General features: G+C 62.2%; 30 protein-coding genes. 14 read left to right on the top strand and 16 right to left on the bottom strand.

What is annotated here, in order from left to right; genetic code table 11:
- Positions 1-176 precede the first annotated feature (176 nt).
- Positions 177-1199, top strand: a complete 1023-nt coding sequence (locus ACFX5Q_RS11845) for an aldo/keto reductase (RefSeq protein WP_404277962.1) — start codon at positions 177-179, stop codon at positions 1197-1199.
- 89 nt (positions 1200-1288) lie between these two features.
- On the opposite strand, the gene ACFX5Q_RS11840 is transcribed toward ACFX5Q_RS11845, so the two are convergent.
- Positions 1289-1561, bottom strand: coding sequence for an HU family DNA-binding protein (locus ACFX5Q_RS11840; RefSeq protein WP_015318196.1), 273 nt, complete (start codon positions 1559-1561; stop codon positions 1289-1291).
- Between ACFX5Q_RS11840 and ACFX5Q_RS11835 the strand changes: the two genes are divergently transcribed.
- On the top strand, positions 1554-1754 hold the full coding sequence (locus ACFX5Q_RS11835) for a hypothetical protein (protein WP_404277906.1): 201 nt from the start codon (positions 1554-1556) through the stop codon (positions 1752-1754). The two genes, ACFX5Q_RS11840 and ACFX5Q_RS11835, sit on opposite strands and share 8 nt — an antisense overlap.
- Positions 1755-1760: 6 nt before the next feature.
- Here the strand turns inward: ACFX5Q_RS11835 and lon are convergent, their stop codons facing one another.
- The 4 genes from lon to clpP all read right to left on the bottom strand — a co-directional run bounded on the left by lon (position 1761) and on the right by clpP (position 7641).
- A complete protein-coding gene (gene lon / locus ACFX5Q_RS11830) occupies positions 1761-4172 on the bottom strand; it encodes an endopeptidase La (RefSeq protein WP_404277903.1) in 2412 nt (803 codons plus the stop codon).
- A 305-nt stretch (positions 4173-4477) separates the two neighbouring features.
- Positions 4478-5272, bottom strand: coding sequence for a hypothetical protein (locus ACFX5Q_RS11825; RefSeq protein WP_404277901.1), 795 nt, complete (start codon positions 5270-5272; stop codon positions 4478-4480).
- Positions 5273-5439: 167 nt separating this feature from the next.
- Positions 5440-6714 carry an ATP-dependent Clp protease ATP-binding subunit ClpX gene (gene clpX, locus ACFX5Q_RS11820; protein ID WP_120015555.1) on the bottom strand — a complete coding sequence of 425 codons (1275 nt, stop codon included), beginning with the start codon at positions 6712-6714 and terminating at the stop codon, positions 5440-5442.
- A 297-nt stretch (positions 6715-7011) separates the two neighbouring features.
- A complete protein-coding gene (gene clpP / locus ACFX5Q_RS11815) occupies positions 7012-7641 on the bottom strand; it encodes an ATP-dependent Clp endopeptidase proteolytic subunit ClpP (protein ID WP_192179015.1) in 630 nt (209 codons plus the stop codon).
- Between the two features lie 297 nt (positions 7642-7938).
- Here clpP and ACFX5Q_RS11810 point away from each other — a divergent pair, with 297 nt between their 5' ends.
- From ACFX5Q_RS11810 to ACFX5Q_RS11800, 3 genes are all read left to right on the top strand, one after another.
- On the top strand, positions 7939-8532 hold the full coding sequence (locus ACFX5Q_RS11810; RefSeq protein ID WP_404277898.1) for a hypothetical protein: 594 nt from the start codon (positions 7939-7941) through the stop codon (positions 8530-8532).
- Positions 8533-8607: 75 nt separating this feature from the next.
- Complete coding sequence (locus ACFX5Q_RS11805; RefSeq protein ID WP_404277896.1) at positions 8608-9843, top strand: pyridoxal phosphate-dependent decarboxylase family protein; 1236 nt, start codon at positions 8608-8610, stop codon at positions 9841-9843.
- Between the two features lie 10 nt (positions 9844-9853).
- Positions 9854-10015, top strand: a complete 162-nt coding sequence (locus tag ACFX5Q_RS11800; protein ID WP_404277894.1) for a hypothetical protein — start codon at positions 9854-9856, stop codon at positions 10013-10015.
- Between the two features lie 29 nt (positions 10016-10044).
- Here ACFX5Q_RS11800 and ACFX5Q_RS11795 read toward each other — a convergent pair whose 3' ends face one another.
- Entirely contained in the window at positions 10045-11148 is a 1104-nt protein-coding gene (locus tag ACFX5Q_RS11795) for an NAD(P)/FAD-dependent oxidoreductase (protein WP_404277892.1), read from the bottom strand.
- 105 nt (positions 11149-11253) lie between these two features.
- Between ACFX5Q_RS11795 and ACFX5Q_RS11790 the strand changes: the two genes are divergently transcribed.
- Both ACFX5Q_RS11790 and ACFX5Q_RS11785 read left to right on the top strand, forming a co-directional pair.
- Positions 11254-12501, top strand: coding sequence for a cytochrome P450 (locus tag ACFX5Q_RS11790; RefSeq protein WP_404277890.1), 1248 nt, complete (start codon positions 11254-11256; stop codon positions 12499-12501).
- Positions 12470-13237, top strand: coding sequence for a transporter substrate-binding domain-containing protein (locus ACFX5Q_RS11785; RefSeq protein WP_404277888.1), 768 nt, complete (start codon positions 12470-12472; stop codon positions 13235-13237). The genes ACFX5Q_RS11790 and ACFX5Q_RS11785 overlap by 32 nt, the downstream gene beginning before the upstream one ends.
- 15 nt (positions 13238-13252) lie before the next feature.
- Here ACFX5Q_RS11785 and ACFX5Q_RS11780 read toward each other — a convergent pair whose 3' ends face one another.
- From ACFX5Q_RS11780 to ACFX5Q_RS11750, 7 genes are all read right to left on the bottom strand, one after another.
- The gene (locus ACFX5Q_RS11780) at positions 13253-13603 is read right to left on the bottom strand and encodes a cupin domain-containing protein (protein WP_404277886.1); all 351 of its coding nucleotides are present in this window, start codon (positions 13601-13603) and stop codon (positions 13253-13255) included.
- Positions 13604-13607: 4 nt separating this feature from the next.
- Complete coding sequence (locus ACFX5Q_RS11775; RefSeq protein WP_404277884.1) at positions 13608-14888, bottom strand: O-acetylhomoserine aminocarboxypropyltransferase; 1281 nt, start codon at positions 14886-14888, stop codon at positions 13608-13610.
- Between the two features lie 141 nt (positions 14889-15029).
- On the bottom strand, positions 15030-15551 hold the full coding sequence (locus tag ACFX5Q_RS11770; protein ID WP_404277882.1) for a CoA-binding protein: 522 nt from the start codon (positions 15549-15551) through the stop codon (positions 15030-15032).
- Positions 15548-16324 (bottom strand): AAA family ATPase, encoded by a 777-nt coding sequence (locus tag ACFX5Q_RS11765; RefSeq protein ID WP_404277880.1) that lies wholly within the window; start codon positions 16322-16324, stop codon positions 15548-15550. The genes ACFX5Q_RS11770 and ACFX5Q_RS11765 overlap by 4 nt, the downstream gene beginning before the upstream one ends.
- Before the next feature lie 10 nt (positions 16325-16334).
- Positions 16335-16757: a VOC family protein gene (locus ACFX5Q_RS11760; protein ID WP_404277878.1), complete on the bottom strand. Its 423-nt coding sequence runs from the start codon at positions 16755-16757 to the stop codon at positions 16335-16337.
- Entirely contained in the window at positions 16758-16991 is a 234-nt protein-coding gene (locus tag ACFX5Q_RS11755) for a hypothetical protein (protein WP_404277876.1), read from the bottom strand.
- Between the two features lies 1 nt (position 16992).
- Positions 16993-17814 carry an enoyl-CoA hydratase gene (locus ACFX5Q_RS11750; RefSeq protein ID WP_404277874.1) on the bottom strand — a complete coding sequence of 274 codons (822 nt, stop codon included), beginning with the start codon at positions 17812-17814 and terminating at the stop codon, positions 16993-16995.
- 174 nt (positions 17815-17988) lie between these two features.
- Here ACFX5Q_RS11750 and ACFX5Q_RS11745 point away from each other — a divergent pair, with 174 nt between their 5' ends.
- From ACFX5Q_RS11745 to rpsI, 5 genes are all read left to right on the top strand, one after another.
- The gene (locus ACFX5Q_RS11745) at positions 17989-18444 is read left to right on the top strand and encodes a PaaI family thioesterase (protein WP_404277872.1); all 456 of its coding nucleotides are present in this window, start codon (positions 17989-17991) and stop codon (positions 18442-18444) included.
- A gap of 47 nt (positions 18445-18491) precedes the next feature.
- Positions 18492-18704 (top strand): type II toxin-antitoxin system HicA family toxin, encoded by a 213-nt coding sequence (locus ACFX5Q_RS11740; RefSeq protein ID WP_404277870.1) that lies wholly within the window; start codon positions 18492-18494, stop codon positions 18702-18704.
- A complete protein-coding gene (locus ACFX5Q_RS11735; protein WP_192179027.1) occupies positions 18701-19099 on the top strand; it encodes a type II toxin-antitoxin system HicB family antitoxin in 399 nt (132 codons plus the stop codon). The genes ACFX5Q_RS11740 and ACFX5Q_RS11735 overlap by 4 nt, the downstream gene beginning before the upstream one ends.
- A gap of 252 nt (positions 19100-19351) precedes the next feature.
- Positions 19352-19816 carry a 50S ribosomal protein L13 gene (rplM, locus tag ACFX5Q_RS11730; RefSeq protein WP_006201860.1) on the top strand — a complete coding sequence of 155 codons (465 nt, stop codon included), beginning with the start codon at positions 19352-19354 and terminating at the stop codon, positions 19814-19816.
- Between the two features lies 1 nt (position 19817).
- Positions 19818-20300, top strand: coding sequence for a 30S ribosomal protein S9 (gene rpsI, locus ACFX5Q_RS11725; protein WP_404277867.1), 483 nt, complete (start codon positions 19818-19820; stop codon positions 20298-20300).
- Between the two features lie 61 nt (positions 20301-20361).
- Here the strand turns inward: rpsI and ACFX5Q_RS11720 are convergent, their stop codons facing one another.
- A complete protein-coding gene (locus ACFX5Q_RS11720) occupies positions 20362-21264 on the bottom strand; it encodes a LysR substrate-binding domain-containing protein (RefSeq protein WP_404277865.1) in 903 nt (300 codons plus the stop codon).
- Positions 21265-21358: 94 nt separating this feature from the next.
- Here ACFX5Q_RS11720 and ACFX5Q_RS11715 point away from each other — a divergent pair, with 94 nt between their 5' ends.
- Positions 21359-22231 carry an aldo/keto reductase family oxidoreductase gene (locus tag ACFX5Q_RS11715; RefSeq protein WP_404277863.1) on the top strand — a complete coding sequence of 291 codons (873 nt, stop codon included), beginning with the start codon at positions 21359-21361 and terminating at the stop codon, positions 22229-22231.
- A 221-nt stretch (positions 22232-22452) separates the two neighbouring features.
- Here the strand turns inward: ACFX5Q_RS11715 and ACFX5Q_RS11710 are convergent, their stop codons facing one another.
- On the bottom strand, positions 22453-23511 hold the full coding sequence (locus ACFX5Q_RS11710) for a glycerophosphodiester phosphodiesterase family protein (RefSeq protein ID WP_404277861.1): 1059 nt from the start codon (positions 23509-23511) through the stop codon (positions 22453-22455).
- 95 nt (positions 23512-23606) lie between these two features.
- Positions 23607-24821 (bottom strand): acyltransferase family protein, encoded by a 1215-nt coding sequence (locus ACFX5Q_RS11705; protein ID WP_404277859.1) that lies wholly within the window; start codon positions 24819-24821, stop codon positions 23607-23609.
- A 122-nt stretch (positions 24822-24943) separates the two neighbouring features.
- On the opposite strand from ACFX5Q_RS11705, the gene speB reads away from it, so the two are divergent.
- Entirely contained in the window at positions 24944-25945 is a 1002-nt protein-coding gene (gene speB, locus ACFX5Q_RS11700) for an agmatinase (protein WP_404277857.1), read from the top strand.
- Positions 25946-25948 lie beyond the last annotated feature (3 nt).

Here is a 25948-nt window from a genome sequence, read left to right as displayed (position 1 = left end):
CGCTTGCGGGACCCGAAAAACGATCGCGATCTTTTCTTCACGCTTCCCCCGAACAGCTTGTTTTTGTTCATGCTATCACCGCGAAAATGCGTGTCCAACGGCGCTCTGTGCTTTTGCTGTGCCACCGGCATGATAGTGTCATGTCAGACAAATCAATCCCGGGAAAATGGCAGGACATGAAGACACGGCATTTCGACCGCATCGGCAATGGCGGCATAGACTTCACCGAGCTCGGCTTCGGCACGGCGCCGCTCGGCAATCTCTACCGCGCCGTCTCCGACGAGGATGCCAGCGCCACGCTGGAAGCGGCATGGCGGACCGGCTGCCGCTACTTCGACACCGCCCCGCTCTATGGGCTCGGCCTGTCGGAAACCCGGCTCAATCCTTTCCTGCGCGGCAAGAAGCGGGACGACTATGTGCTGTCGAGCAAGGTCGGGCGCATCATGCGTGCCTGTCCGCCCGAACAGCGCACCGGCATCGGCAAGTTCTTCGACACGCCGTCGCGCCGCGAAGTCTACGACTACAGCTATGACGGCGTCATGCGCTCCTTCGAGGCTTCGCTGGAGCGGCTCGGCGTCGACCGCATCGACATCCTCTTTGTGCACGATGTCGACATATTCACCCATGGCAGCAAGGCAGCTGCGGACCAGCGCATCGAGGAGTTCATGACCTCCGGCTATTACGGGCTGCTGTCGCTGCGCGACCAGGGCGCGATCAAAGCATTCGGCGGCGGCATCAACGAATGGCAGGTCTGCCAGACGTTGGCCGAGCGCGGCGACTTCGATCTTTTCCTGCTGGCCGGGCGCTACACGCTGCTGGAACAGGAGGCGCTGGCCTCCTTCCTGCCGCTTTGCCAGGAACGCGGCATCGGCATCGTTCTCGGCGGCCCCTACAATTCCGGCATACTGGCAACGGGCCCGAAGCCCGGCGCCTACTACAACTACTCAGAGGCGCCGCAGGATATCCTGGACCGCGTCGCCCGCATCGAAACCGTGTGCACGCGCCACGGCGTGCGCCTGATCGAAGCGGCGCTGCAATTCCCTCTGCTGCATCCCTGCGTCGTCTCGGTGATCCCGGGCGGCCAACGGCCGAGCGAGGTAGAAAGCAACCGCTCGCTGCTCGATGCCACGCTACCGCCAGCGCTGTGGGCCGACCTCAAGCAGGAAGGCCTGATGCGCGATGATGCGCCAACCGCATAAGGCGGCCTTCCTCTCGGCCGGCGACCCCAATCGGAGGCAAAAGAAAAGCCGGGCAAGCCCGGCTTTTCTGATCTCTAAAGAAAAAGGTCTTAGTTGACCGCGTCCTTGAGGCCCTTGCCGGCCGAAAACTTCGGCACGGTGCGCGCCGGAATCTTCACTTCAGCGCCGGTCTGCGGGTTGCGGCCGGTCGATGCAGCGCGTTTTGACACGGTGAAATTTCCGAAGCCGACAAGCCGGACATCGCCGCCCTTCTTCAGTTCGCCACTGATCACGGAAAACACCGCATCGACGGCAGACTGTGCGTCACCCTTCGAAATGCTCGCAGCGTCGGCGACAGCGGACACCAGTTCGTTCTTGTTCATCAAAATTTCCTTCCATGAGAAAACCGGAAGAACACTCGACTCATCCGGCAGGAAAGGGACTTTAGAAAGAAGCGTTCCTGCAACCAAGTCGAAAAAGCAGCAAGCGGTCGAAAAAAGCCCGGAATTCCGGGGTTTTTCACATGAAAAAGCCGGGCGCGAGGCCCGGCTTTCGTTTTGTGCGCTGCAACTTTAGCTAAAACTAATGTGCAAGCGACTTTCCGGCATCGTCCGTCGTATCGGCGGCGGCCGGCGGGTTGACCGGTTCGACCCACTCGATCGGCTCCGGCATGCGCACCAGCGCATGACGCAGCACCTCGCCGACGCGTGAGACCGGAATGATTTCCATGCCGTTCTTCACATTGTCCGGAATCTCCGCCAGGTCCTTGGCGTTGTCTTCCGGGATCAGCACCTTCTTGATGCCGCCGCGCAGCGCGGCCAGCAGCTTCTCCTTCAGACCACCGATCGGCAGCACCCTGCCGCGCAGCGTGATCTCGCCGGTCATCGCGACATCGGCCTTGATCGGAATGCCGGTCAGGACAGATATGATCGCGGTCGCCATCGCCACGCCGGCCGACGGCCCGTCCTTCGGGGTTGCGCCCTCCGGCACGTGGACGTGGATGTCGCGCTTGTCGAACAGCGGCGGCTCAATGCCGAAATCGATGGCCCGCGAGCGGACATAGGAGGCCGCCGCCGAGATCGATTCCTTCATCACGTCGCGTAAATTGCCGGTCACCGTCATGCGGCCCTTGCCGGGCATCATGACGCCTTCGACAGTCAGCAGCTCGCCGCCGACTTCCGTCCAGGCAAGACCGGTGACGACACCAACCTGATCGTCGGCCTCAACCTGGCCGAAGCGGAAGCGGGGAACACCGAGATAGTCGGCGAGATTGTCCGCCGTGATCTTCACCGTCTTCTTCTTCGTCTTCAGGATCTCGGTCACCGCCTTGCGTCCGAGCTTCATCAGCTCGCGCTCCAGGCTCCTGACGCCCGCTTCGCGGGTGTAGGTCTGGATGATGCCGCGGATCGCGTCCTCGCCGACGGAGAATTCCTTCGGCTGCAGCGCGTGATCGCGGATCACCTTCGGCATCAGGTGCCGCTTGGCGATCTCGATCTTCTCGTCCTCGGTATAGCCGGCGATACGGATGATCTCCATGCGGTCCATCAAGGGCGCAGGGATGTTCAGCGTATTCGCCGTCGTCACGAACATCACGCTCGACAGGTCGTATTCGACCTCGAGGTAATGGTCCATGAACGTCGAGTTCTGCTCGGGATCGAGCACTTCGAGCAAGGCCGACGACGGATCGCCGCGGAAATCCTGGCCCATCTTGTCGATCTCATCGAGCAGGAAGAGCGGGTTGGACTTCTTGGCCTTCTTCATCGACTGGATGACCTTGCCGGGCATCGAGCCGATATAGGTGCGCCGGTGACCACGGATCTCGGCCTCGTCGCGCACGCCGCCCAGCGCCATGCGGATGAACTCGCGGCCGGTCGCCTTGGCGATCGACTTGCCGAGCGAGGTCTTGCCGACGCCGGGAGGGCCGACGAGGCATAGGATCGGCCCCTTCAGCTTCTTCTGGCGGCTCTGCACGGCGAGATACTCGACGATGCGGTCCTTGACCTTGTCGAGGCCGAAATGGTCGGTGTCGAGCACGTTCTGCGCGAAAGCCAGGTCATGCCTGACCTTGGAGTTCTTGCCCCACGGGATCGACAGGATCCAGTCGAGATAGTTGCGCACGACGGTCGATTCAGCCGACATCGGCGACATCGTCCTCAGCTTCTTCAGTTCAGCTTCCGCCTTCTCGCGGGCCTCCTTGGAGAGCTTGGTCTTCTTGATGCGCGCCTCGATCTCGGCGGCCTCGTCGCGGCCGTCCTCGCCTTCGCCGAGCTCCTTCTGGATCGCCTTCATCTGCTCGTTGAGGTAGTACTCGCGCTGGGTCTTCTCCATCTGGCGCTTGACGCGCGAGCGGATGCGCTTCTCCACCTGCAGGACGGAGATCTCGGCTTCCATGAAGCCCATCGCCTTTTCCAGCCGCTCCTTGACGGAAAGCGTGGCCAGCATCTCCTGCTTCTCGGGGATCTTGATGGCGAGATGCGAGGCGACCGTGTCGGCGAGCTTGGAATAATCGTCGATCTGGCTGGCGGCGCCAACCACTTCGGGCGAGATCTTCTTGTTCAGCTTGACGTAATTCTCGAAGTCGGTGACGACCGAACGCGCCAGCGCCTCGATCTCGACCTCTTCCTCTTCCGGCTCGACCAGCGCCGAAGCACGGGCCTCATGGAAGTCGGGACGGTCTGTGAACGACACGATCTTCGCGCGCGAAGCGCCCTCGACCAGCACCTTCACGGTACCATCGGGAAGTTTCAGCAGTTGCAGCACGTTGGCGAGCGTGCCGATATCGAAGATGGCATCGGGCTCGGGATCGTCGTCTGCGGCATTCATCTGGGTCGCCAGCAGGATCTGCTTTTCCTGACCCATCACCTCTTCCAGCGCCTTGATCGACTTTTCGCGCCCGACGAAGAGCGGAACGATCATGTGCGGGAACACCACGATGTCGCGCAGCGGGAGGACTGCGAAGACGCCGTCGCTGGGAGCCTTTGATAATTTGGCCATTGTCCAACCTTTCATGTCGCGGCCACCAAACGGCCAACCGCGAATCTCATATTAGCGACCGGCGGTCGTTCCGCCTACCACCGTTTGTGACGGGAGTTTTACAGCACAGAATTTGGCACCGCGGCCTTCTGTTGTTAGTTGGATGCACAAGGGACAAAGATCAAGGGTTAACACCGCCGGTTCCTCCGTATTGCGATCCGTTCGTTCGTTGCAAGGCGGCCCATCCGCAACAAAAAGGGCGCAACATCAAGGCGGCGTTGCGGCGCGGTCAGAAAAATCCAGTCCAGACGGGCAACCTAGCGTCATCAATCAACCACTGGTACCTGCACGGGCCCCGGAAAGAGCGGATTGCGCAGGAGATTGGACTCGATCTTTCCCCAGCCCTTGCGCGCTGCCCAATCGAATGCCGCAAGACCCTTTTGCGTGCGTTCTTCCGCATCCGTAAAATCCCGGAATACCAGCGCCTTGCCAACCCGGAAATAAGAGAACCATACCCAGGGACGGCGGCAGAACCATCTCGCCAATTCCCAATGAAATTCATCGACTGCAGCCTGAACCATTGGCCCCACGACAACGACCTGCTCCCACCTGAAATAGTCTTCAAAGAGGCGGCGCTTGTCTTCATCATTCGGCTCGCGACCCAGGTTCTGCGCATCGGCGATTGCATGCCGGAGCGGCTCCGGCATGCGATCGACCAGATGCGGATGGTCTCGATCAAGCCGCAACAAATGCAACGCAACCCAGGTCTCTATGAACACTACGCGATTGATTTCACGAAACTTGTCGACGAACCTGTCGTAGGAGGCGACACGTTCCGCATGGGACAAAATCGAGGTGACATCAATCACCGCAAGGACTCTCGCCGCGACATCGGCCAGCTTGAGATACCAGTACGCCCATAAGGCTCCATGCGAAGCGATTATCGCAAAGGGGAAGCTGCGACCGGCGCTTCTGTAGAGTTCGTAATAGGATGCCGCGCGCAGGGCCATATCATCGGGCGAGCCACCCCGCGCTTCAGCCTGGGCCCTGACCTGCGCTGCGGTCGTCGACGACGCGTCGTCGTCCGTAACCGGCCTAACGTCAAGGATTCCCGACACCATCCGCAAGCCCCCCTGCCGCCGAGAGCTTAGCGACGCCGGGATAATATCTCGCAAATTTCCGGCTTCAAATGCGACCCAACGTTGCACGCGCCAGCCCTTGCAATTTTCAATAAGAAACGGCGCCCACAGGCGCCGTCCAAATCAAAAACAGTTGGTCGTCGAAGAGGCTACGCGCTGACGTTGCCCTTCTTTTCCTTCTGCTCGGAATAGATGTAGAGCGGCCGGGCGTTGCCGGACACCACCTCTTCCGAAATAACCACTTCGCGCACGCCTTCCAGAGCCGGCAGCTCGAACATGGTGTCGAGCAGGATCGCTTCCATGATCGAGCGCAGGCCGCGCGCGCCGGTCTTGCGCTCGATGGCGCGCTTGGCGATCGCCGACAGCGCGTTCTCGTGGAAGGTCAGGTCGACATTCTCCATCTCGAACAGGCGCTGATACTGCTTGACCAGCGCATTCTTCGGCTCGGTCAGGATCTGGATCAGTGCCGGCTCGTCGAGGTCTTCCAGCGTCGCCAGGACCGGCAGACGGCCGACAAACTCGGGAATGAGACCGAACTTCAGCAGATCCTCGGGCTCGACCAGGCGGAAAACGTCGCCGGTGCGGCGATCCTCGGGCGAAGCGACGATGGCGCCGAAGCCGATCGAGGTTTTTCTGCCGCGATCCGAAATGATCTTGTCCAGCCCGGCGAAGGCGCCGCCGCAGATGAACAGGATGTTGGCGGTGTCGACCTGCAGGAATTCCTGCTGCGGATGCTTCCGGCCGCCCTGCGGCGGCACCGAAGCGACGGTGCCTTCCATGATCTTCAGCAGCGCCTGCTGCACGCCCTCGCCCGACACGTCGCGGGTGATCGAGGGGTTGTCGGACTTGCGCGAGATCTTGTCGATCTCGTCGATGTAGACGATGCCGCGCTGGGCGCGCTCGACATTGTAGTCGGCCGACTGCAGCAGCTTCAGGATGATGTTCTCGACGTCCTCACCGACGTAACCGGCCTCGGTCAGCGTCGTGGCGTCGGCCATGGTGAAGGGAACGTCGATAATGCGGGCGAGCGTCTGCGCCAGCAGCGTCTTGCCGCAACCGGTCGGGCCGATCAAAAGGATGTTGGACTTGGCCAGCTCGACGTCGTTGTTCTTGCCGGCATGCGCGAGGCGCTTGTAATGGTTGTGGACGGCCACCGACAGCACGCGCTTGGCGTAGGGCTGGCCGATGACGTAGTCGTCGAGGACCTTGAGTATCTCCTGCGGTGTCGGCACGCCTTCGCGCGACTTCACCATCGAGGTCTTGTTCTCCTCGCGGATGATGTCCATGCAGAGTTCGACGCACTCGTCGCAGATGAAGACCGTCGGACCGGCGATCAGCTTGCGCACTTCGTGCTGGCTTTTGCCGCAAAACGAGCAATAGAGCGTGTTCTTGGAATCGCCGCCGTTGCTGCCGACCTTGCTCATTTTCCAGTCCTTTCATGGCCGCCCGCCGATGGTCTGGCTGAAAGGGCGCATAATTCAATCTATCGCGGGAATTCGCCGCCGCCAGTGTCCCAACTCACACAACGTATTCCGAACGAAACACAAATCAGAAAACGTCGCAATGATTCGCACAAACCCCACGCAAAGCTAAGCCGTCGAAAATCAACATAGCCTTAACGTAGGCAATCCCAACCGTCGAGGGAACAGCCAATTGTGGCCGAAATGCCGCAAAGCGTACCAAAAGCGCGTTATCCCCGCCATCCAGCTGCCATTGCGGGCTTATGCGGCAACACCTTCGACCGGTTCGCGCGTCGAAATCACCTTGTCGATGAGGCCGAAATCCTTGGCCTCGTCGGCGGTCATGAAATGGTCGCGGTCGAGCGTCTTTTCGATCTCATCGTAGCTCTTGCCGGTGTGCTTGACATAGACCTCGTTGAGACGGCGCTTCAGCTTGATGATGTCCTGGGCATGGCGCTCGATGTCGGACGCCTGGCCCTGGAAGCCGCCGGAAGGCTGGTGAACCATGATGCGGGCGTTCGGCGTGGCAAAGCGCATGTCCTTTTGGCCGGCGCAAAGCAGCAGCGAGCCCATCGAGGCGGCCTGACCGATGCACAGCGTCGACACCGCCGGCTTGATGAATTGCATGGTGTCGTAGATCGCCATGCCCGAGGTGACGACACCGCCCGGCGAATTGATGTAGAGGTTGATTTCCTTCTTCGGGTTCTCGGCCTCGAGGAACAAAAGCTGTGCACAAACCAGCGTCGCCATGCCGTCCTCCACCGGACCGGTGATGAAGATGATGCGCTCTTTCAGCAGGCGCGAGAAAATGTCGTAGGCCCGCTCGCCGCGATTGGTCTGTTCGACCACCATCGGAACGAGGTTCATGTAGGTTTCGACGGGGTTCTTCATGACTATCCCTTTTTGGAGATGGGATTCCGGCGCCGGGAGATGAGCAAGTCGGGCAGAATCGGTTCTTGACGGTTACGTTGTAAATAGGATGCCGGCTCACCCTAGCGCAAGGCCGCCCCTCCTAGCCATCTGGTTAAGTCGAATCAAGCGTTGAGCGCAAGGAATTGCGGCCGGCCGCCGGTAGCAATTCCTTAACCGCGCCGCTTAACGAAACGCGGCAAAAACACTTCCTCGCGATGCGCCTTGCGCTACACTTCTGCGTTGAACTGTACCAAGAGTTCGCGAAGGGGGAGTGTCATGATCCGGAAAAGTCCTGCATCGCTCGCCGTTGCCAGCCTTGCAATCCTTGCCACCGCGTCCGAAACCGCGGCCGGCGGCCGCGCGCTTGAATGTTATGAACCAGAGCACAGGCCGGCCCTCTACGACACCGTCTATGAGGACGTGATGGTGAGCCCTGGCGGGCAGCTGGTCGACTACGATCCGCCAATCTACGGCACGCGCGAGAGTGTGGAGCTGATCGCGCCGCCTCGCGTCACCTATGAAGTCGTGCCGGCCCTCACGCGTACCATCTACCACACGGTCAAGGTCGACGATGGCGGCTATGCCTGGGAGTGGCGCGTCATCCACGGCCGCAAGGTGCTGTGCAAGGTCTGGCGCAAGGCGCGATATGCGCGCGTTGCCGAAACGGTGGTCGTCGAGCCCGAGCGCACGCGGCGCGTGGTCCTTCCGGCTGAATATGAAAGTGTCGCCCGAGAAGTACTGGTGCGACCGGAACGACGCCGCATCACCGAGGTTGCACCTTCATACCAGAAGGTAGCGCGCCGGGTGCTGGTGCGAGAAGGCTCCACCAAGTGGCGGCGCGTGCATATTGCAAAGCACTGCCTGGATTAGATTGTGACCTCGCATGCATCACGGTAGGCATTCGAGAATCCGGATTGCTGGACTTCAACCAGGAGGATAGCCTGCATGGCAGCGGAACTTCGGTTGAGCTGCATGCGCGAACTGGAAATTTCCAATCAAGAACTATCAGACTTGGCGGAAGAAGCGCTGGGGCTTGCCAAAAGCTATTGGAGTTCCCTTGAGGGACTCCCGGCATATCCATCAACCAGCGGAAAACAAACCGCCGAACTCTTCTCGCAGTCATGGCCGGAGGAAGGGCGGGGCCGCGACGTCCTGCGGGATTTCAAGATGATCGCCTCGCATGCGCGACCTTCCACTGGCAGGTTCTTCGGCTACGTGGTCGGGTCAGGCGAACCTGTTGGGGCGCTGGGAGAATTGTTCGCTGCGGTACTCAATCAGAATGTCACGTCATGGCGGTCAGCGCCGGCTGCGACATCGATAGAGCGCGCCGTCATCGGATGGTTGGCACAAGCGGTCGGCTGCGACGGATTCGCAGGCAGCCTGTGCGGCGGCGGGTCGGCGGCCAACCTCATGGCACTGGCGATGGCGCGTGAAGCCAAGCTTCCAGCCAACGAAACGGGTATGCGGCCCTGCGTGATCTATGCGTCCGCGCAAGTGCACATGTCCATTCCGAAGGCTGTCGCGCTGCTGGGCATCGGCAGAAAGAACCTTCGGCTGATTCCTGTCGACGGCGAACTCAGGATGCGGATGGACGCGCTCGAGGCCGCCATTGCCGACGACCGGAAGTCGGGAAACACCCCCATCGCCATCGTGGCCACTGTCGGTGCGGTCGCCACCGGCGCGATCGATCCGCTCAGCGAAATTGCGGACATCGCCCACAAGGAAGACCTGTGGCTACATGTCGATGGCGCCTATGGAGGACTGGCAGCCTTGGCGGTGCCGGAAAAATTCCAGGGATTGTCCTTGGCGGATTCGCTGTCGCTCGATGCGCATAAATGGCTGTATCAGCCACTCGATTGCGGCTGTCTCCTCTATCGAGATCGGAACATTGCGCGCGAAGCCTTTTCGCACAGTGGGGACTATGTGAAGATTTTCAGCCAAGCTCCTGAGGAGGCATTTGCTTTTTTCGAGGAGTCGATCGAGCTTTCGCGACGGTTCCGCGCATTGAAGCTCTGGATGTCGCTGCAGTATCACGGGCGCCGTGCTTTCCGCGAAGCCATCGGCGCGCGATCTCCATCATGCTCAGATGCTTGCGCAGACAATCGCGTCGCATCCGGAGCTGGAATTGCTTGCGCCCGTGCCACTCAGCGCGGTCTGTTTCCGTCACCTTTCGAAAGATAACGAAGCGATCTTGCGACGTGTCAACGCACGCGGCCGGGTGTATCTGTCGAATGCGACGATCAATGGCCATTTCGCGCTGCGGGCGTGTTTCGTCAATCACCGGACGAAATCAGAAGACGTGCGGGCGATTGTGTCCGAAGTCGTTGCCGCCGCCGACGAACTCAATCGCTGAGCCGCTATGCGTTTTCGACCTGGTGCGGTTCAAGCCACCTCAGCCCGCAGCCAATTCTTCAGGCCGGCAATGTCGCCGTCGCCGACTGCCGCCGCCACGCGCCGGCCGACCGCCGCACCGAATTTGTAGCCATGGCCGGAGCAGGCCGAGACGATCAGGCATTTGCCCTTCTCATGCGCCAGAAACTTCTCGTCGGCGGTGAAGGTGTAAGCGCAGGTGACGACCTCGGTCACCTTGTACTCTTCGATGCGGGCGATGGGCGGCGAGAACAGGTTGCGGATCGCCTCCCCCTCGCCCGGCACCGGCTCGCGGTTCCAGTCGGCGTCGCTGGTCGGCACCCTATGCAGGCCGGAGCCGAATTTCATGCCGGCGCCACGCGAGATCGGGATAATATAGCCGTCGGTGGTGCCGCCAACGTCGAGGACGACGGGGGCCGCCTCCCAGGTCGCTTTCAGATCCGCCGGCGGTTCGACATAGGCGAGCGCGGTGCGAAAAGTCTTCAGTTCGCCGCCGAGTTCCGGAAACAGTTTCAACACCCAGGCGCCGGCCGCGACAACGATGCGGTCGGCCTGCATGGTCTCGCCAGAGGCCAGCACGATGCGGCCGGCCTCGGCGTCGACCTCCGTCACCTTGCTGTGTTCATAGATGTTGGCGCCGTTGGCGCGCAGCCATGCCGCGAGACCCGAGGCGATCCTGCGGCAATGCAGGGCGCCGCCTTCCGTCGAGAAATAGGCGTAGCGGAACGATTTGGGCTCGAGGAACGGCCAGCGCTCGACCGCAGCGTCAGGCTCGAACAATGCGAACGGAAAACTCCCCTCCTCCAGACCTTCGCGGTATTCCGCGGCCTCGTCGCCCGGCTCGCGCGAGATGCAGAGGAAACCCCTGGGATCGAGATGGATTTCGCCGAGATCGGCCCACATCTCGTCCCAGGCCTCATAGGCTTCGGTGATCAATCGGCCATAGCCGGTTCCGGCACGGTAGGCGCGACGTATGACGCGGTGATGGTCGCCTGACGCGGCGAGCGGATTGGGGATCGGCCCCTGCTCGACGATCGAGACGCTGTGGCCGGCCTTGACCAGCGACCATGCCGTCGAAAGCCCGGCAATGCCCGCACCGACCACAATCACGTTCATCGAAACCATCCTTCCGCAGCCGCTTCTTCTGGCGCAATACATTGGGTTGCCAGGCGCCAACATACGGTCTGGCAGCGGGCAGGCAAGGCGCGCTAATCATCTGGCATGACCGAATTGATGCCTTCCTATCTCGCGTTTGATCCAGCCAGCCGCCGCCTGCAGCTCGATCCGCATGAACCGGCGTTCTTCCAGAACCCATACGAGACCTATGCCTTCCTGCATGGCGCATCGAGTGCCTTCTTCTGGGAGGATTACGGCTTCTGGTGCTTTGGCGGCTTCGACGACGTCAACCGCCTGCTGCGCGACCGCCTCTTCGGCCGCCAGAACCCGGCCGGCATTCCCGACAGCCGCGGCGTCGGTGCTGACCGCTCGCATCTCCGCGCCTTCGACGGCATCGAGGCGAATTCGATGCTGGAGCTCGAGCCGCCGGTGCACACCAGGCTCAGGACGCTGGTCAACCGCGCCTTCGTCTCGCGCCAGGTCGAGCGGCTCCGGCCGCGCGTCGAGGCTTTAGCCAACGAGTTGATCGACCGGTTCGAGCCTGATGGAGTCGACCTGCTGCCGTCCTTCGCTTCGCCCCTGCCGATCACCATCATTGCCGAAATGCTCGGCGTGCCGGTCGAGATGGGGCCGCAGCTGCTCGACTGGTCGCACCAGATGGTTGCCATGTACATGCATGGCCGCACGCGTGAGACCGAGGAGACAGCCAATCGCGCCGCGCGCGACTTTTCCGACTTTTTGCGCGGCTATGTCGCCGAGCGACGTAAGCAGCCGGGCGACGACCTGTTGTCGCTGCTGATCGCGGCGCAGGAGGACGGCCAAAAACTGTCGGAGGACGAACTGGTGTCCTCGGCCATCCTGCTGCTCAATGCCGGCCATGAGGCGACCGTGCACCAGACCGGCAATGCCGTGCGTTCGATCCTGGCGCAAGGCGGTGACCCCAGCCGCTTCTTCACCACGCCGGACGCGACTGCGGCAACGGTGGAGGAATGCCTGCGCTTCGACGCGCCGCTGCATATGTTCCTGCGCTATGCCTATGAGGAGATCGAGGCCGGGCCCGGGATCTTGCTCAAGCCTGGCGACAAGATCGCGCTGCTGCTCGGCATGGCCAATCACGATCCCCTGGCCTTTGCCGAACCTGGCGCTTTCCGGCCCGGACGCGGGGACCAGAAGAACGTCTCGTTCGGCGCCGGCATCCATTTCTGCATCGGCGCGCCTCTGGCGAGGCTGGAATTGCAGGTGTCGCTGAAGACCTTGTTCGAACGACAGCCCCGGCTCCACCTTGCGGATGAGCCGCGCTTCCGCGACACCTTTCATTTCCATGGGCTGGAAAGGCTCGCGGTGGCTTTCTGACCAGCGACAGGACCAGATGATTGAGACAATGAGATTCGCGTTCCTGCAGGAGCCGCCCTTCTGCTTCACCGACGCATCGGCGGTTCTGGGGGGCTGCGACGCCATGCTCGCCGACAAGGTTTGCCAGCTGTTGGAACTGGAGAGCTTTTCACCTATCGAGACAGAGTTCGCCGAGCTGCTTCCCGGGCTCGCCTCGGGCCGGTGGGACATGACCACGGGACTGTTCATTTCGGACGAACGCAAAAAACTCGTCGATTTCTCGCGGCCGATCTGGGTCCTGCAGGACGGGCTGCTGGTGGCGAAAAGCAATCCGCACGCGTTCGACGGTTACAGGTCTGTCGCCCGGGACCCGTCGGCCCTGATTGGCGTCATCTCAGGCCAGGTCCAGCATCAGACAGCCCTGCAAAACAATGTTCCGTCCGAGCGCATCAGGATCTTCGCCACGCAGGCCGAAGCGGCTGACGCCGTTGCGGCCGGTGCGGTGCATGCCTATGCCAGCGTCGCCATGGCGCATCGCGGCTATCTGGGCAGGCACCCCGAGGCAGATCTCGCGGTCATCAACGTTCCGGCAGAGGAAAAGCAACCGGCGGCCGGCGCTTTCGCGCTGGCCAAGGGCAATGCGGCGCGGCTTCAACGCATCGATTCCTGTCTTGGCCACCTGCTGGGAAGCACATGGCATCGGGAGATGATGGGCGAATACGGATTTTCCGGCAGCGATATCGACCGCCTGCTCTGATCCGCCGACAGGCCGTCAAAGCTTGATCACATACTCCTTGCGGGTGGTTTCGAGCACTTCCCAGCTACCCTTGAAACCGGGCCGGAGCACGAAGCTGTCGCCGGCCCTGACAGTGCGCTCTTCGCCACCCTCCTCGGCGATGACGGAAATGCCCGACAGGATGTGGCAGAACTCCCACTCGTCATAGACGATGCGCCATTTGCCCGGCGTCGATTCCCAGATGCCGGCATAGAGATCGCCGTCGCGCTCCTCGACGTTCCAGGTGCGGAATTTCGGATCGCCCGAGATCAGACGATCCGGCGCCGGCGCACCGGCTTCCGGCTCGACGCTGTCGATATCGACGGACAGAAAGTTCGGCGTGGTCATGATCTCAGACCTTGTCCAGCGCCTGTTCCAAATCGGCGACGATGTCGTTGACATCCTCGATGCCGATAGAAAGCCTGACCGTGTCGGGCCCGGCGCCCGCCTTGACCTTCTGCTCGTCGGAAAGCTGGCGATGCGTGGTCGAGGCCGGGTGGATGACCAGCGATTTGGTGTCGCCGACGTTGGCAAGGTGCGAGAACAGTTCGAGCGCCTCGACGAATTTGACGCCCGCCGCATAGCCGCCCTTGAGACCGAAGGTGAAGACGGCACCGGCGCCGAGCGGCGAGTACTTCTTCTGCAGGGCGTTGTTCTTGTCGCTGGGCAGGCCAGGATAGTTCACCCAGGCGACCTTGGGGTGGTTGGAGAGCCAGCCGGCAACCGTCACGGCGTTGTCGCAGTGGCGCTGCATGCGCAGCGGCAGGGTTTCCAGCCCGGTCAGGATCAGGAAGGCGTTGAAAGGCGAGATCGCCGGACCGATGTCGCGCAGGCCGAGCACGCGCGCGGCGATGGCGAAGGCGAAATTGCCGAAGGTCTCGTGCAGGATGATGCCGCCATATTCGGGGCGTGGCTCCGACAGCATCGGATATTTGCCCGACTTCGACCAGTCGAAGGTGCCGCCGTCGACGATGGCGCCGCCGATCGAATTGCCGTGGCCGCCGATGAACTTGGTCAGCGAATGGACGATGATGTCGGCGCCATGCTCGATCGGCCGCACCAGATAGGGCGACGCCAGCGTGTTGTCGACGATCAGCGGCAGGCCGTGCTTGCGGGCGATGTCGCCGATCTTCTCGATGTCGACGAAGACGCCGCCCGGATTGGCCAGGCTCTCGATGAAGATCGCCTTGGTCCTGTCGTCGATCTGGCTCTCGAAGGTCGAGACGTCGTCCGTGTCGGCCCAACGCACCTGCCAGCCGTAATTCTTGAAAGCATGACCGAACTGGTTGATCGAGCCGCCGTAAAGCCTTGTCGCGGCGACGAAATTGTCGCCCGGCTGCATGAGGTTGTGAAACACCAGGATCTGCGCGGCATGACCCGATGCGACCGCAAGCCCCGCTGTGCCGCCCTCGAGTGCTGCGACGCGTTCCTCGAGCACCGCCTGCGTCGGGTTCATGATGCGGGTGTAGATATTGCCGAACGCCTTCAGCCCGAACAGCGAGGCGGCATGATCGGCATCGTCGAAGACATAGGAGGTGGTCTGGTAGATCGGGGTCGCCCGTGCCCCCGTCGCCGGATCAGGCTTGGCGCCGGCATGAACGGCGAGCGTGTTGAAACCGGGCGTACGGGTCATCTAAAACCTCCCTTTGAAATCTCTCAAAATCGCCGGGCATTCTTGGCGAAGCGCGCTTGCGAATGCAAAGAAGAAAATGCCTTTCGGCGAGCGATCGGCGCCCGGTGAGCGAGAAAATGTGCCTACGGAATAATTTTGCTTCTACTTCTGGCGAACGCCAAAACTCTGGAATCCCTGGCGCATCAGCGGCTTCTTCGACGACAGCACGCCCGAGTTGACGCCGGTCCAGCCGATCTCGCCGGACAGCTTGCCGTATTCGATCTTGGGGCAGCGGTTCATCACCACTTTCATGCCGGCGGCCTCGGCGCGCGCGGCGGCCTCGTCATGGCGCACGCCAAGCTGCATCCAGAGGACTTTCGGCAAGGGGTCGAGCCGCAACACCTCTTCGATAACGCCAGGCACGGCCGCTGAACCGCGAAAGATGTCGACCATGTCGATGGGTTCAGGGAGATCGGCGAGCCTTGCATAGACCGTCCGGCCGAGGATCTCCTTGCCGGCATGTCCCGGATTGATCGGGAACACCGAGAACCCCTTGGCTAAAAGGTATTTCAGCACGAAAAAGCTTGGCCGCACGTCGTTGGGCGACGCGCCGACCATGGCGATGGTCTTCACCGAATTGAGGATGCCGCCGATGTAGGCATTGTCGTAGCTGTCGTGGTTCATGCCTCGTCCTCATACAACGCCTCGGTGAGAAAACCATCCGGATCGTTGCAGAAATTGCGCATCATGCGGAAATGGTCGGTATCCTGAAAATCGACCGGATCGAGCCCGAAGCGGCTAATGCGGAAGAGACGCGCGCCGGGACAGGCCATCAGCAGCGGCGAATGCGTCGCCATGAGCACCTGCGCCGTGCCTGATCGGTCCATCCGCCTGAGCAGCTTGAGCAGTTCGATCTGCCGGGTCGGCGAAAGCGCGCTTTCGGGCTCGTCGAGGATGTAGATGCCTTGCCGGCGGCAGCGCTCCTCGAAGAAGCGGATAAAGCCCTCGCCATGCGACCACGACAGGAAATCCGGTGGCGCCCCACCAGAGTCCAGCGCCGCCTGGTCGAGGTAGCGGGCCACGGAGTAAAAGGATTCGGCGCGAAAGAACCAGCCGGCGGTGACCTTGGGCAGCCAGTGGCCGCGTAGCGTGTCGGCAAGCGCCGCGCCACTCTTGTCGATAGCGGCGGTATGATCGACCGGCCTGTAGCCCTTGCCGCCGCCGGCCTCGTCGTAACCGGCCAGCGCGCCGATTGCCTCCAGCAGCGTCGATTTGCCAGTGCCGTTCTCGCCGACGATGATGGTGATCGGCGTGGTGAATTCGAGCTGGAATTCGCGCTCACGGAAGATCGGTAGGTTCCACGGGTATTTTTCCCAGTCCGCTACCCGTGCCGGTTCGAGCACGGTGCGCTTGAGGTAGGGCGCCTTCAGCCGCGTCAGTTGCTTGCGAGGCGCCATGCGGATGCGGTCAGGCCGGCAGGGAAATCGAGCCGTCTTCCGCGATCGGAAAGGCCGGATTGTGTGCCACTTCCCAGACATGCCCGTCGGCATCGGCGAAATAGCCGTACCAGCCGCCCCAGAAGGCGCGGCCTGCCGGCTTGACGATACGGCCGCCGGCCTTCTCGACCATGGCAAGCACCTCGTCGACCTCGGCGTCGGAGCGGGTGTTGTAGGCAAGGTAGACCGCCGACGGTGCCCCGGCGAAGGTGACGCCCGAATCCTCCTCGGCGCTGGCGCGTGGGAACAGGCCGAGAATGGCGCCGCCCATCTGGAAGAAGGCGACGCCATCGGTGATTCCGGCATGGCGCTTGAGCCCCATCGCCTCGTAAAAGCGTGCGGCGCGGTCGAGATCGTCGGTGGCGATGGTGATGATGGAGATGCGCGGTTCCATTTATTTGAAGCCAAAGTGACTTTTGAGGATTGAGAAAAGCTGTGCCGCAGAGTCCTGATCAAGCTGCATGGATTGGCTCACTTTGTCGGGAATCTCTCGATCTTTCCGGCCTGACGTATTTATTTGCAGCAGCCGGCGACCGTCCATTTCGTACGCAAAATAAGTTGCGTCGATCGGATCGTGGAGGCTCATGCGCTTAAGCGTCCCGGGAACAAAAATACCAATCCGAGCCATCCTAGTCCTCTTTCCATTCCGGTTTGCGCTTACCGATGAAGGCGCCGATGCCTTCCTCGGCGTCGCGCGCCAGCATGTTCTCCACCATGACGCGGCCGGTATGGGCATAGGCGTCCGCCAATCCCATCTCGGCCTGTGCGTAGAAGGCTTCCTTACCGGTCTTGACCACCAAAGATGATTTGGAAGCAATGGTTTGCGCGTATTTGGTGACAATCTGATACAGATATTCGCGCGGCACGATGCGGTTGACGAGGCCGAACTCCTTGGCCGTCGCCGCATCGATTGTCTCGCCGGTCAGAAGCATTTCCATGGCATGCTTGCGCGAGACGTTGCGCGACAGCGCCACCATCGGCGTCGAGCAGAACAGGCCGATGTTGACGCCGGGCGTGCAGAAGGTCGCCTCATGCGAGGCGATGGCGAGGTCGCAGCTGGCGACCAGCTGCAGGCCGGCAGCGGTGGCCAGGCCGTCTACCTCGGCGATGACGGGCCTCGGGTGGCGCACGATCGTCTGCATCAGCGCCGCGCAAGCGGTGAAGGTCTGTTCGAAGAACGCCTTGCCCTTGTCGGCATCGGCGCGATGCAAGGTCAGTTCCTTGAGATCGTGCCCGGCGCAGAATACCTTTCCGGCCGCGGCCAGGATGATGACGCGGACGGATTTGTCGGCCTTTGCGCGATCGAGTTCGGCCGCCAAAGCCGCCATAACCGCAAGCGACAAGGCATTGGCCGGCGGGCTGGCGAGCGTCAGCCGCAGCACGCCCTTGTCCTGTTGTGAGACAACCGGACCTTCGGCGACGACCGGCTTGATGGCGACGATTTCGGCCATGGGTCCAATCCTCTCTGTGTGCCCGCTCTGTTTGTCCGCTCTGTGGATTCGCGAGCCATGGAACAAAAGAACTAGCACGCTGCCGATTGAAGAAAAGCTGCGAGGCGTGTTTTCTCGACCCCGACTATTGGACCAGTTGCTGAGCCCATACCGGCTCCATGTAGGAAACCGCCAATGCCCGCCCAAGACAATCTCAAACCGGTGCTGACGGCGGCGGAAGTCAACGCGCTGATGGGAACCGTCTACCCGCAACTCAACGACCAGTTTGCCTTCTACCAGGCGCTCGAGGTGTTTCCCGGCGGCTGCACGGTGCGCCTCAATGCCGACGCGCGGCATCTGCGCCCCGGCGGCACCGTGTCGGGCCCGTCGCTGTTCACGCTGGCCGACATTGGCGGCTATGTCTGCGTGCTCTCGCATGCGGGGCCGGATGCCCTTTCGGTGACCACCAACCTCAACATCAATTTTGTCCGCAAGGCCGAGGCCGGGCCGATCGACGGCCACTGCCGCATCCTGAAGCTCGGCAAAAGCCTGATGGTGTTCGACATCGATATCGTCGCCGGACCAGACGGACAGACGGTGGCACATGCCACGGGCACCTATTCGATCCCGCCGAAGCGGGCGTCGTCCTGACAATTGAATTTTTATTTGATGTGTATATATATACGCATAGGTGACCTTTGCTGGAACGTGACAGCCGTAAGATCGTGAAGCGTCTCAAGGATGAAGGTTTCGAGCTGATTTCCGTGCGCGGCTCGCATCACAAATTCCGCAAGGGCGCGATCGTGCTGATTGTCCCCCATCCCGAGAAGGATCTGCCAACTGGCACCGCTCGCGCGATCGCCAAGCAGAGCAGGCTGGCTAAGATGAAGCGCTCCGGAGACCCATTATGAAAAACTATTTCGCATTGGTCGATAAAGACCCCGACAGCGCATTCGGCATCCGCTTTCCCGACATTCCTGGCTGCTTTTCGGCTGCGGACGAAGCAGAAGATATCGTTCCGAATGCCGTTGAGGCCCTGCAATTATGGGCGGAAGATATGCCCGTTCCCGAGCCGTCGAGCCACGAAGCGGTCCTTGCACTTCCAGATATCCGCAGTGCGCTCGCTGAAGGCGGCTATCTGGTCTCGGTGCCGCTGATCGACAATGACAGCGCCGTGGTCAGGGCAAACGTCACTTTCGAGCGGGGCGTTCTGCGAGCGATCGATGCCGCGGCGCGCGAACGGGGCATAACCCGATCTGCATTTCTGTCCAGCGCGGCCCGCAAGGAAATTGAGGCAAAGCATTAGCAGGATCGTTTCGATGTGGTAAAATAATACCTTTTTACCAACCGATTGTTTTTGCTACATTTTGCGCGTCGACGCGCTTTTCATGCGCCTTGACGTGCACAGGACCCTCCCCTATAAGCCCACACGAAGCAGCGGCCCGCAAAGGCCGCCGTTTTGTTATTGGCGGCAGGCGAGTGCCTGTCACCAATCCAAGCAACAAGAAACGCCTTTCCTTGTCATTTGGGGAAGGTCAAAACCGAAAGCGATAAATCCATGCCAACCTTTTCGCAGAAGCCTGCGGATGTGGTGAAGAAGTGGGTGCTGATCGACGCCGAAGGTCTCGTCGTCGGCCGCCTCGCCACTGTCATCGCCAACCATCTGCGCGGCAAGCACAAGCCCACCTTCACCCCGCATGTCGACGACGGCGACAACGTCATCGTCATCAATGCCGACAAGGTGGTGTTCACCGGCAAGAAGTTCACCGACAAGGTCTATTACTGGCACACCGGCCACCCCGGCGGCATCAAGGAGCGCACCGCGCGCCAGCTGCTCGAGGGCCGTTTCCCCGAGCGTGTCGTCGAGAAGGCCGTCGAACGCATGATCCCGCGTGGCCCGCTCGGCCGTCGCCAGATGAAGAATCTCCGCGTCTATGCAGGCACGGAACATCCGCATGTCGCCCAGCAGCCCGTCACCCTCGACGTCGGCGCGCTGAACGCCAAGAACAAGAAGGCTTCGTAAGATGGCTGAGCTTTCCTCGCTCGCAGAACTCGGAACGGCTACCGGCAATCTCAATACGCAGCCGGCTGCACCCGTCCATGTCCAGAAGCTCGACAAGTCGGGCCGCGCCTATGCCACCGGCAAGCGCAAGAACGCCATCGCGCGTGTCTGGGTGAAGCCGGGTTCGGGCAAGATCGTCGTCAACGACAAGGAATTCGCGACCTATTTCGCGCGTCCGGTCCTGCAGATGATCCTCAACCAGCCGATCATCGCGGCCAACCGCGCCGGCCAGTACGACATCGTCGCCACCGTTGTCGGCGGCGGTCTGTCCGGCCAGGCCGGCGCCGTGCGCCACGGCATCTCCAAGGCGCTGACCTACTACGAGCCGACGCTGCGCTCCGTGCTCAAGAAGGGCGGCTTCCTGACCCGCGACAGCCGCGTCGTCGAGCGCAAGAAGTACGGCAAGGCGAAAGCCCGCCGCTCGTTCCAGTTCTCGAAGCGCTAAGCGCTACGAAGTCTGGACGATCCAAAGGCCGCCTCCGGGCGGCCTTTTCTTTTGGCGTGCCTTAGGCCCCGCCGTCCTTGACGAAGTCTATGAACGCCCGCAACGGCGCCGGGACAAGGCGCCGGCCGGGATAGTAGAGGAACGGTCCCGAAAAACTCTGCCACCAGGGTTCGAGGACCGGTTCGAGCACGCCGCTGTCGAAGTAAGGGCGAAGCCAGTCCTCGAAGAGGCAGACAATGCCGGTGCCGGCGATGGCTGCATCGACGGCGAGATCGGCAGCCCCGCCCAGGGTCACGAGAAGCGGCCCGGTTGGATCGACCCGCACCATCTCGCCGTCGCGCTCGAACTCCCAAGGCGGCATCGCGCCGCTGGCGAAACGACCGCGCAGGCAAGCATGGCCGAGCAGGTCGCCTGGATGTTCTGGTCTCCCATGGCGGTCGAGATAGGAACGGCTGGCGGCTGCAGCGAAGCGCTGCACGCGCGGTCCGATCGGCACCGCGATCATGTCCTGCTCCAGCCGCTCGTCATAGCGGATGCCGGCGTCGCAGCCGGCGGCCAGCACGTCGACAAAGCCCTCTTCGGCGATCACCTCCAGCCGGATGCCGGGATAGGCGGCGAGAAATTGCGGGACGATTGCGGGCAGCACTAGGCGCGCCGCGCTGACCGGTACGTTGAGGCGCAACGTGCCGGCCGGCCGATCGCGAAATCCGTTCACCACATCGAGTGCCGCCTCGACCTCGTTCAGGGCTGGGCCGAGCCGCGCCAGCAAACCGGCACCGGCGTCGGTCAAGGCGACGCTGCGCGTCGTGCGATTGAACAATCTGACGCCGAGTTGCGCCTCCAGGCGGCGGACCGCCTCGCTCAGGCCCGATGCGCTGCCGCCGCTGGCACGCGCACCCTCGCGAAAACCACCGGCATGCGCGACCGCCAGGAAGGCATGGAGATCACCCAGGTCGACATTCACTGTTCGCATTCCTGCACAAGCCGTGCGGATTGTACCGGATTATCGTGGCACGGACCAACGCCTATCTCTGCTTTGCTTGAAAAGGAGATAGATCATGTCCCGCATCGACCAGTCCGGTAGATTTGCTCTCGGCGACCACTCCGTGAAACGGCTTGGCTATGGCGCCATGCAACTCGCCGGCCCCGGCGTCTTCGGCCCGCCCAGGGATCGCGACGCGGCACTGGCCGTGCTGCGCGAAGCCGTCGCATCCGGCGTCGACCACATCGACACCAGCGACTTCTACGGTCCGCACGTCACCAACCTGCTGATCCGCGAAGCGCTGGCGCCCTACCCCGACGACCTCGTCATCGTCACCAAGATAGGAGCCCGCCGCGGCGCTGACGGATCATGGCTGCCGGCGTTCTCGCCGGAAGCTCTGACCCAGGCGGTGCACGACAATCTCAACAATCTCGGGCTCGACGTGCTGGACGTGGTCAACCTCAGGGTCATGTTCGACAACCACGGCCCCGCCGAAGGTTCGATCGAGGCGCCGCTAACCGTGCTGGCCGAGTTGCAGCGGCAGGGCCTGGTGAGGCACATCGGACTGAGCAACGTGACGTCGGCGCAGATCGCGCAAGGACGCCGGATCGCCGAGATCGTCTGCGTGCAGAACCAGTACAATCTGGCGCATCGCGGCGACGACGCCCTGATCGACAACCTTGGCCGCGAAGGCATCGCCTATGTGCCGTTCTTCCCGCTCGGAGGCTTCAACCCGCTGCAGTCGTCGACCTTGTCGGACGTCGCGGCGCGCCTCGGTGCCACGCCGATGCAGGTTGCGCTCGCCTGGCTGCTGCGCCGCGCACCCAACATCTTGCTGATCCCCGGCACATCGTCCGTCGCGCATTTGCGGGAGAACCTCGCTGCAGCCGAACTCGCACTGCCGGCGGATGCGCTCAGAGAATTGGACGGCGTGGCGATGGCCGCCTGAAAGCAACCTTCGAGGGCTGGGCCGTCACCCCACCCGCGCCTGCGGCGCGACCTCCCATCAAGGGGAGGTAGGAAGTCGCGGCAGTTTCCCCGCCGCTGCATGGCCTTACCAGGCGAGTGGTGATGGAACGATGGGCCGAATGTAAGGTGCGGCGCCCTACCTCCCCTCGAGGGGGAGGTCGGCGCAGCGCCGGGTGGGGTGATGGCGCCAGCGTCTAGTTTCTAGTTGATGCTCGCCGTGTTGGCGGGCTCAGCCGGCCTTGCGTCATCGGCATAGGGCACGCGAAAACCATTCGCCGCCAGCCAACCGATCGCCGCCTTTGGCTCGTCGGTCTGGATGATGGTGGCGCCGCGCTCGGCCCAGAAGCCGTAGGTCTCGGCTGGCAGGCTGGCCTGCACCGCCAGCTCGTCGCCACGGCCACCGGAGAGAAAACCGCCCGGCTTGTTGACGATGGCGTAGGTGTTGGCCCAGATGTGCCAGCCACCCCGCACCGACACGGCGCGCATGCGGGTGCTGAACAACGGACCGCCAGTCTCGGTCAGAGTCTCGGCCCCTGCCCGCCAGTTGATGAGCTCGATCGCACCGGGCGAAAAAGCCTTGCCGACCTGTTCGGCGAAGGCTGCGTCATGCACGGCGTCGTCGGCGATGATCGGCATGAACTGGAAGCCGCCGCCGGTCCGAGCCAGGGCCGTCTTGACGCTGTCTATCCGTTGCTGGTTCCAAAGGTTCTCCTTGACGATGACCTGATCGGCCATGCCGAGATCGCGGGCGACCGCGATCATGCCCGGCAGAGCCTGAACATCGAGCTTGTTGTCGAGGTTGATCAGGATCTTGTCCCTGGTCACCGTCAGCATTTCGCGCAATGTCGAGACCGTCTCATTGGTGACCGCGCCAGTGCCTTCGATGACGAGCCTGCAGCGCTTGAGTTCCGCGACGGTGTAGTTGGCCGCCTCGCCCTTACAATTCGTCGTGCGGTCGAGCCAGCTGTCATGCATGACGACGAATTCGCCGTCCTTCGAACGCCTTATGTCGACCTCAACGATCTCGGCGCCCATGGCGATCGAGCCTTCCACGGCGGCGATCGAATTTTCCGGGTAAAGCGTCTTGCCGGCCTGCATGCTGCCGGCCCGGTGCGCCGCCACCAGCACATGGTCGCGCCACTGGTTGGCGTGCTCGAAGCGGTCGAGGATCTGCCTGGCGCGGGTTTCGCTGGCCGAGGCGTGGCCAATAGAGGCGGCAAGTCCTGCGGCAAACAGAAGGCTCTGCCAGATCGTTCGCATCGAGAATCGCTCCGTTCCGGATCGGACCCCGGATAGGCGATGCCCATGACAGGCCGGTGAACGAAGCCGGCTAGCGGATCGGCCGCGGCAGCGCCTCAGATACGCTTTGCGAGCCGGCGGAACCAGGCCAGAGCCGGCATTTCCACGAAACGCCATGAAACCCAAGAGGCAACGACGACCGCAACGAGCATCGCCAGGATTGCCGCGAAACCAAACCATGGCGAGGCGGCGCCGAAGCCGGTCGCGGCCTCGCCTCGTACGGTGATATCACCGACCAGCCCAAGACCAAGCTTGCGCTCGACCAGTCCGGCGACATTGATCATGCGCGCCTGCACGAAGATGTGGACCATGTAGATGGAGTAGGAGAACGCGCCCAGCACCAGCATCGGCCGGCTGCGTAGCAAGGCGCTGACCAGCCCACCTTCATGGGCAAAGAGAAAGAGCGCCAGCGCAAACACGAAGGGCGCCGCGATCCCAGCGTCATTGCTTCCCGCCAGCGAGACGAAGAGGCCGATCACCGCAATCATTATGATCTCGGCCAATGTCCAGGCCATCCGGGCACGGCCGCCGGCCAGCGACTGTCGCGCCTCTGCAATGGAATCGTGCTGAAACCATGCCAGCAGCGCGCCAAGCGAAAAGCCGTAAAGGCAGCGGATGAAGCCGAAATCGAAGGATACGTCTATATGCCTGTTGGAGAAGGCAAGCAGGAACAAAGGCGCGGTGAGCGCGGCGGCGACGAACCAGATCCAGGCACGCCGGCCTGCGACGAAGACAACGCCGGCAAACATGAGATAGGTGAAGAACTCGGCCGAGATGCTCCAGCTCGGCGCGTTCCAGGAGAGATGATCCTCGAGGCCCATGCCTTGCAGCAGGAAGAGATTCGTCACCAGGCTTTTGATGTCGAAGCCGCCGGTGAAAGGTGCGGCGCCCGTGCCGCGCAATTGCGGCAGCAGCAGCCGCAGCATCTCGAAAGCGGCGAAGCCCAGGAGCATCACAAGATGCAGCGGATAGAGGCGGCCGAAACGCACCAGCGCAAAGCGCGCGACCTCGTCCGGCTCGTTCAGCCGGTCGGCGTAGGAGCTGGCGATGACGAAGCCCGACAGCACAAAGAAGAAATCGACGAAAAGATAGGAGCCGCCGACGAAGGCGCTTTGCGAAATCATCGAGCTGGTCGGGAAATGGAACAGCGCCACCAGCAGCGCGCAGATGCCGCGCCAGGAATCGAGCACCAGGAAGCGCTCGCCCGCTTTCGTGCCGGCCCGGGTCGCTGCCGGAGCGGGTGCAAGGTTGAGCAAAGCGGCCTGCGTCATGATGATACAAATCCTGTGCTGCCATGGCACTCAGCGAGCGCCATTCCGTCTCCCCAGACTGTGACTGGCATGTTGCGTGCCGGTTCTGTAGTTGTGGCAGCCCGACAAACCGAGGATCCGTAATGGCGAACCAGAACATCGACCACGCCTTCACTGCCCGCTCCAAGACGGGCGCATCCTTCGAGCCGACCTATGCCGGCGCGCTGTCGTTCATGCGACGCAGATACACGAAGGACGTGAAAGGCGCGGACGCGGTGGTGTGGGGCATTCCATTCGACGCCGCCGTCACCAACAGGCCTGGCGCACGCTTCGGGCCGCAGGCGATCCGCCGCGCGTCGGCCATCCTCGACAACGACCCGCAATATCCGTTCTCGCGCGACCTGTTCGAGCACCTGGCGGTGGTCGACTATGGCGATTGCCTGCTCGACAGCGGCAACCACCAGAAGACGCCCGGCACGATCGAGCGCGAAGCGGCGAAGATCCTGAAATCAGGCGCCTTCCTGTTGTCGCTGGGCGGCGACCATTTCGTCACCTGGCCATTGCTCAAGACGCATGCCGCCATCCACGGCCCACTGGCGCTGGTGCAGTTCGACGCCCATCAGGATACCTGGCCTGATGACGGCAAGCGCATCGACCACGGTTCGTTCGTCGGCCGCGCCGTCAAGGAAGGCATCATCGACCCTGACCGTTCGATCCAGATCGGCATCCGCACGCATGCGCCGGATACATTCGGCATCAAGATCCTCTACGGCCACGAGATCGAGGAAATGCGGGCGTCAGACATCGCCTATGCCATCGTCGATCGCACCGGCGGCAGGAAGACCTACCTCACCTTCGACATAGACTGCCTCGACCCGGCCTTCGCGCCTGGCACCGGAACCCCGGTCGCCGGCGGACCATCCTCGGCCAAAATCCTGTCGACGCTGCGCCAGCTCGGCCAGGTCGATATAGTCGGCGCCGATGTCGTCGAGGTTGCGCCAGCCTACGATCACGCCGATATAACCGCAATCGCCGGTTCGATGGTCGCCATGCACTATCTCGGCCTGGTGGCCGAACGGAAGGCTCGTCAGGAAGAGCTGAACAACGGCAATCATGGCGCAGCGAATCACGGTCACGGCATATAGTTT

Origin of the sequence: Mesorhizobium sp. IMUNJ 23033, assembly GCF_044778005.1 — a bacterium.
Taxonomy (GTDB): domain Bacteria; phylum Pseudomonadota; class Alphaproteobacteria; order Rhizobiales; family Rhizobiaceae; genus Mesorhizobium; species Mesorhizobium amorphae_A.
Note: the sequence above shows the minus strand (reverse complement) of the source record. Positions and strands in the feature narration are given on the sequence as shown.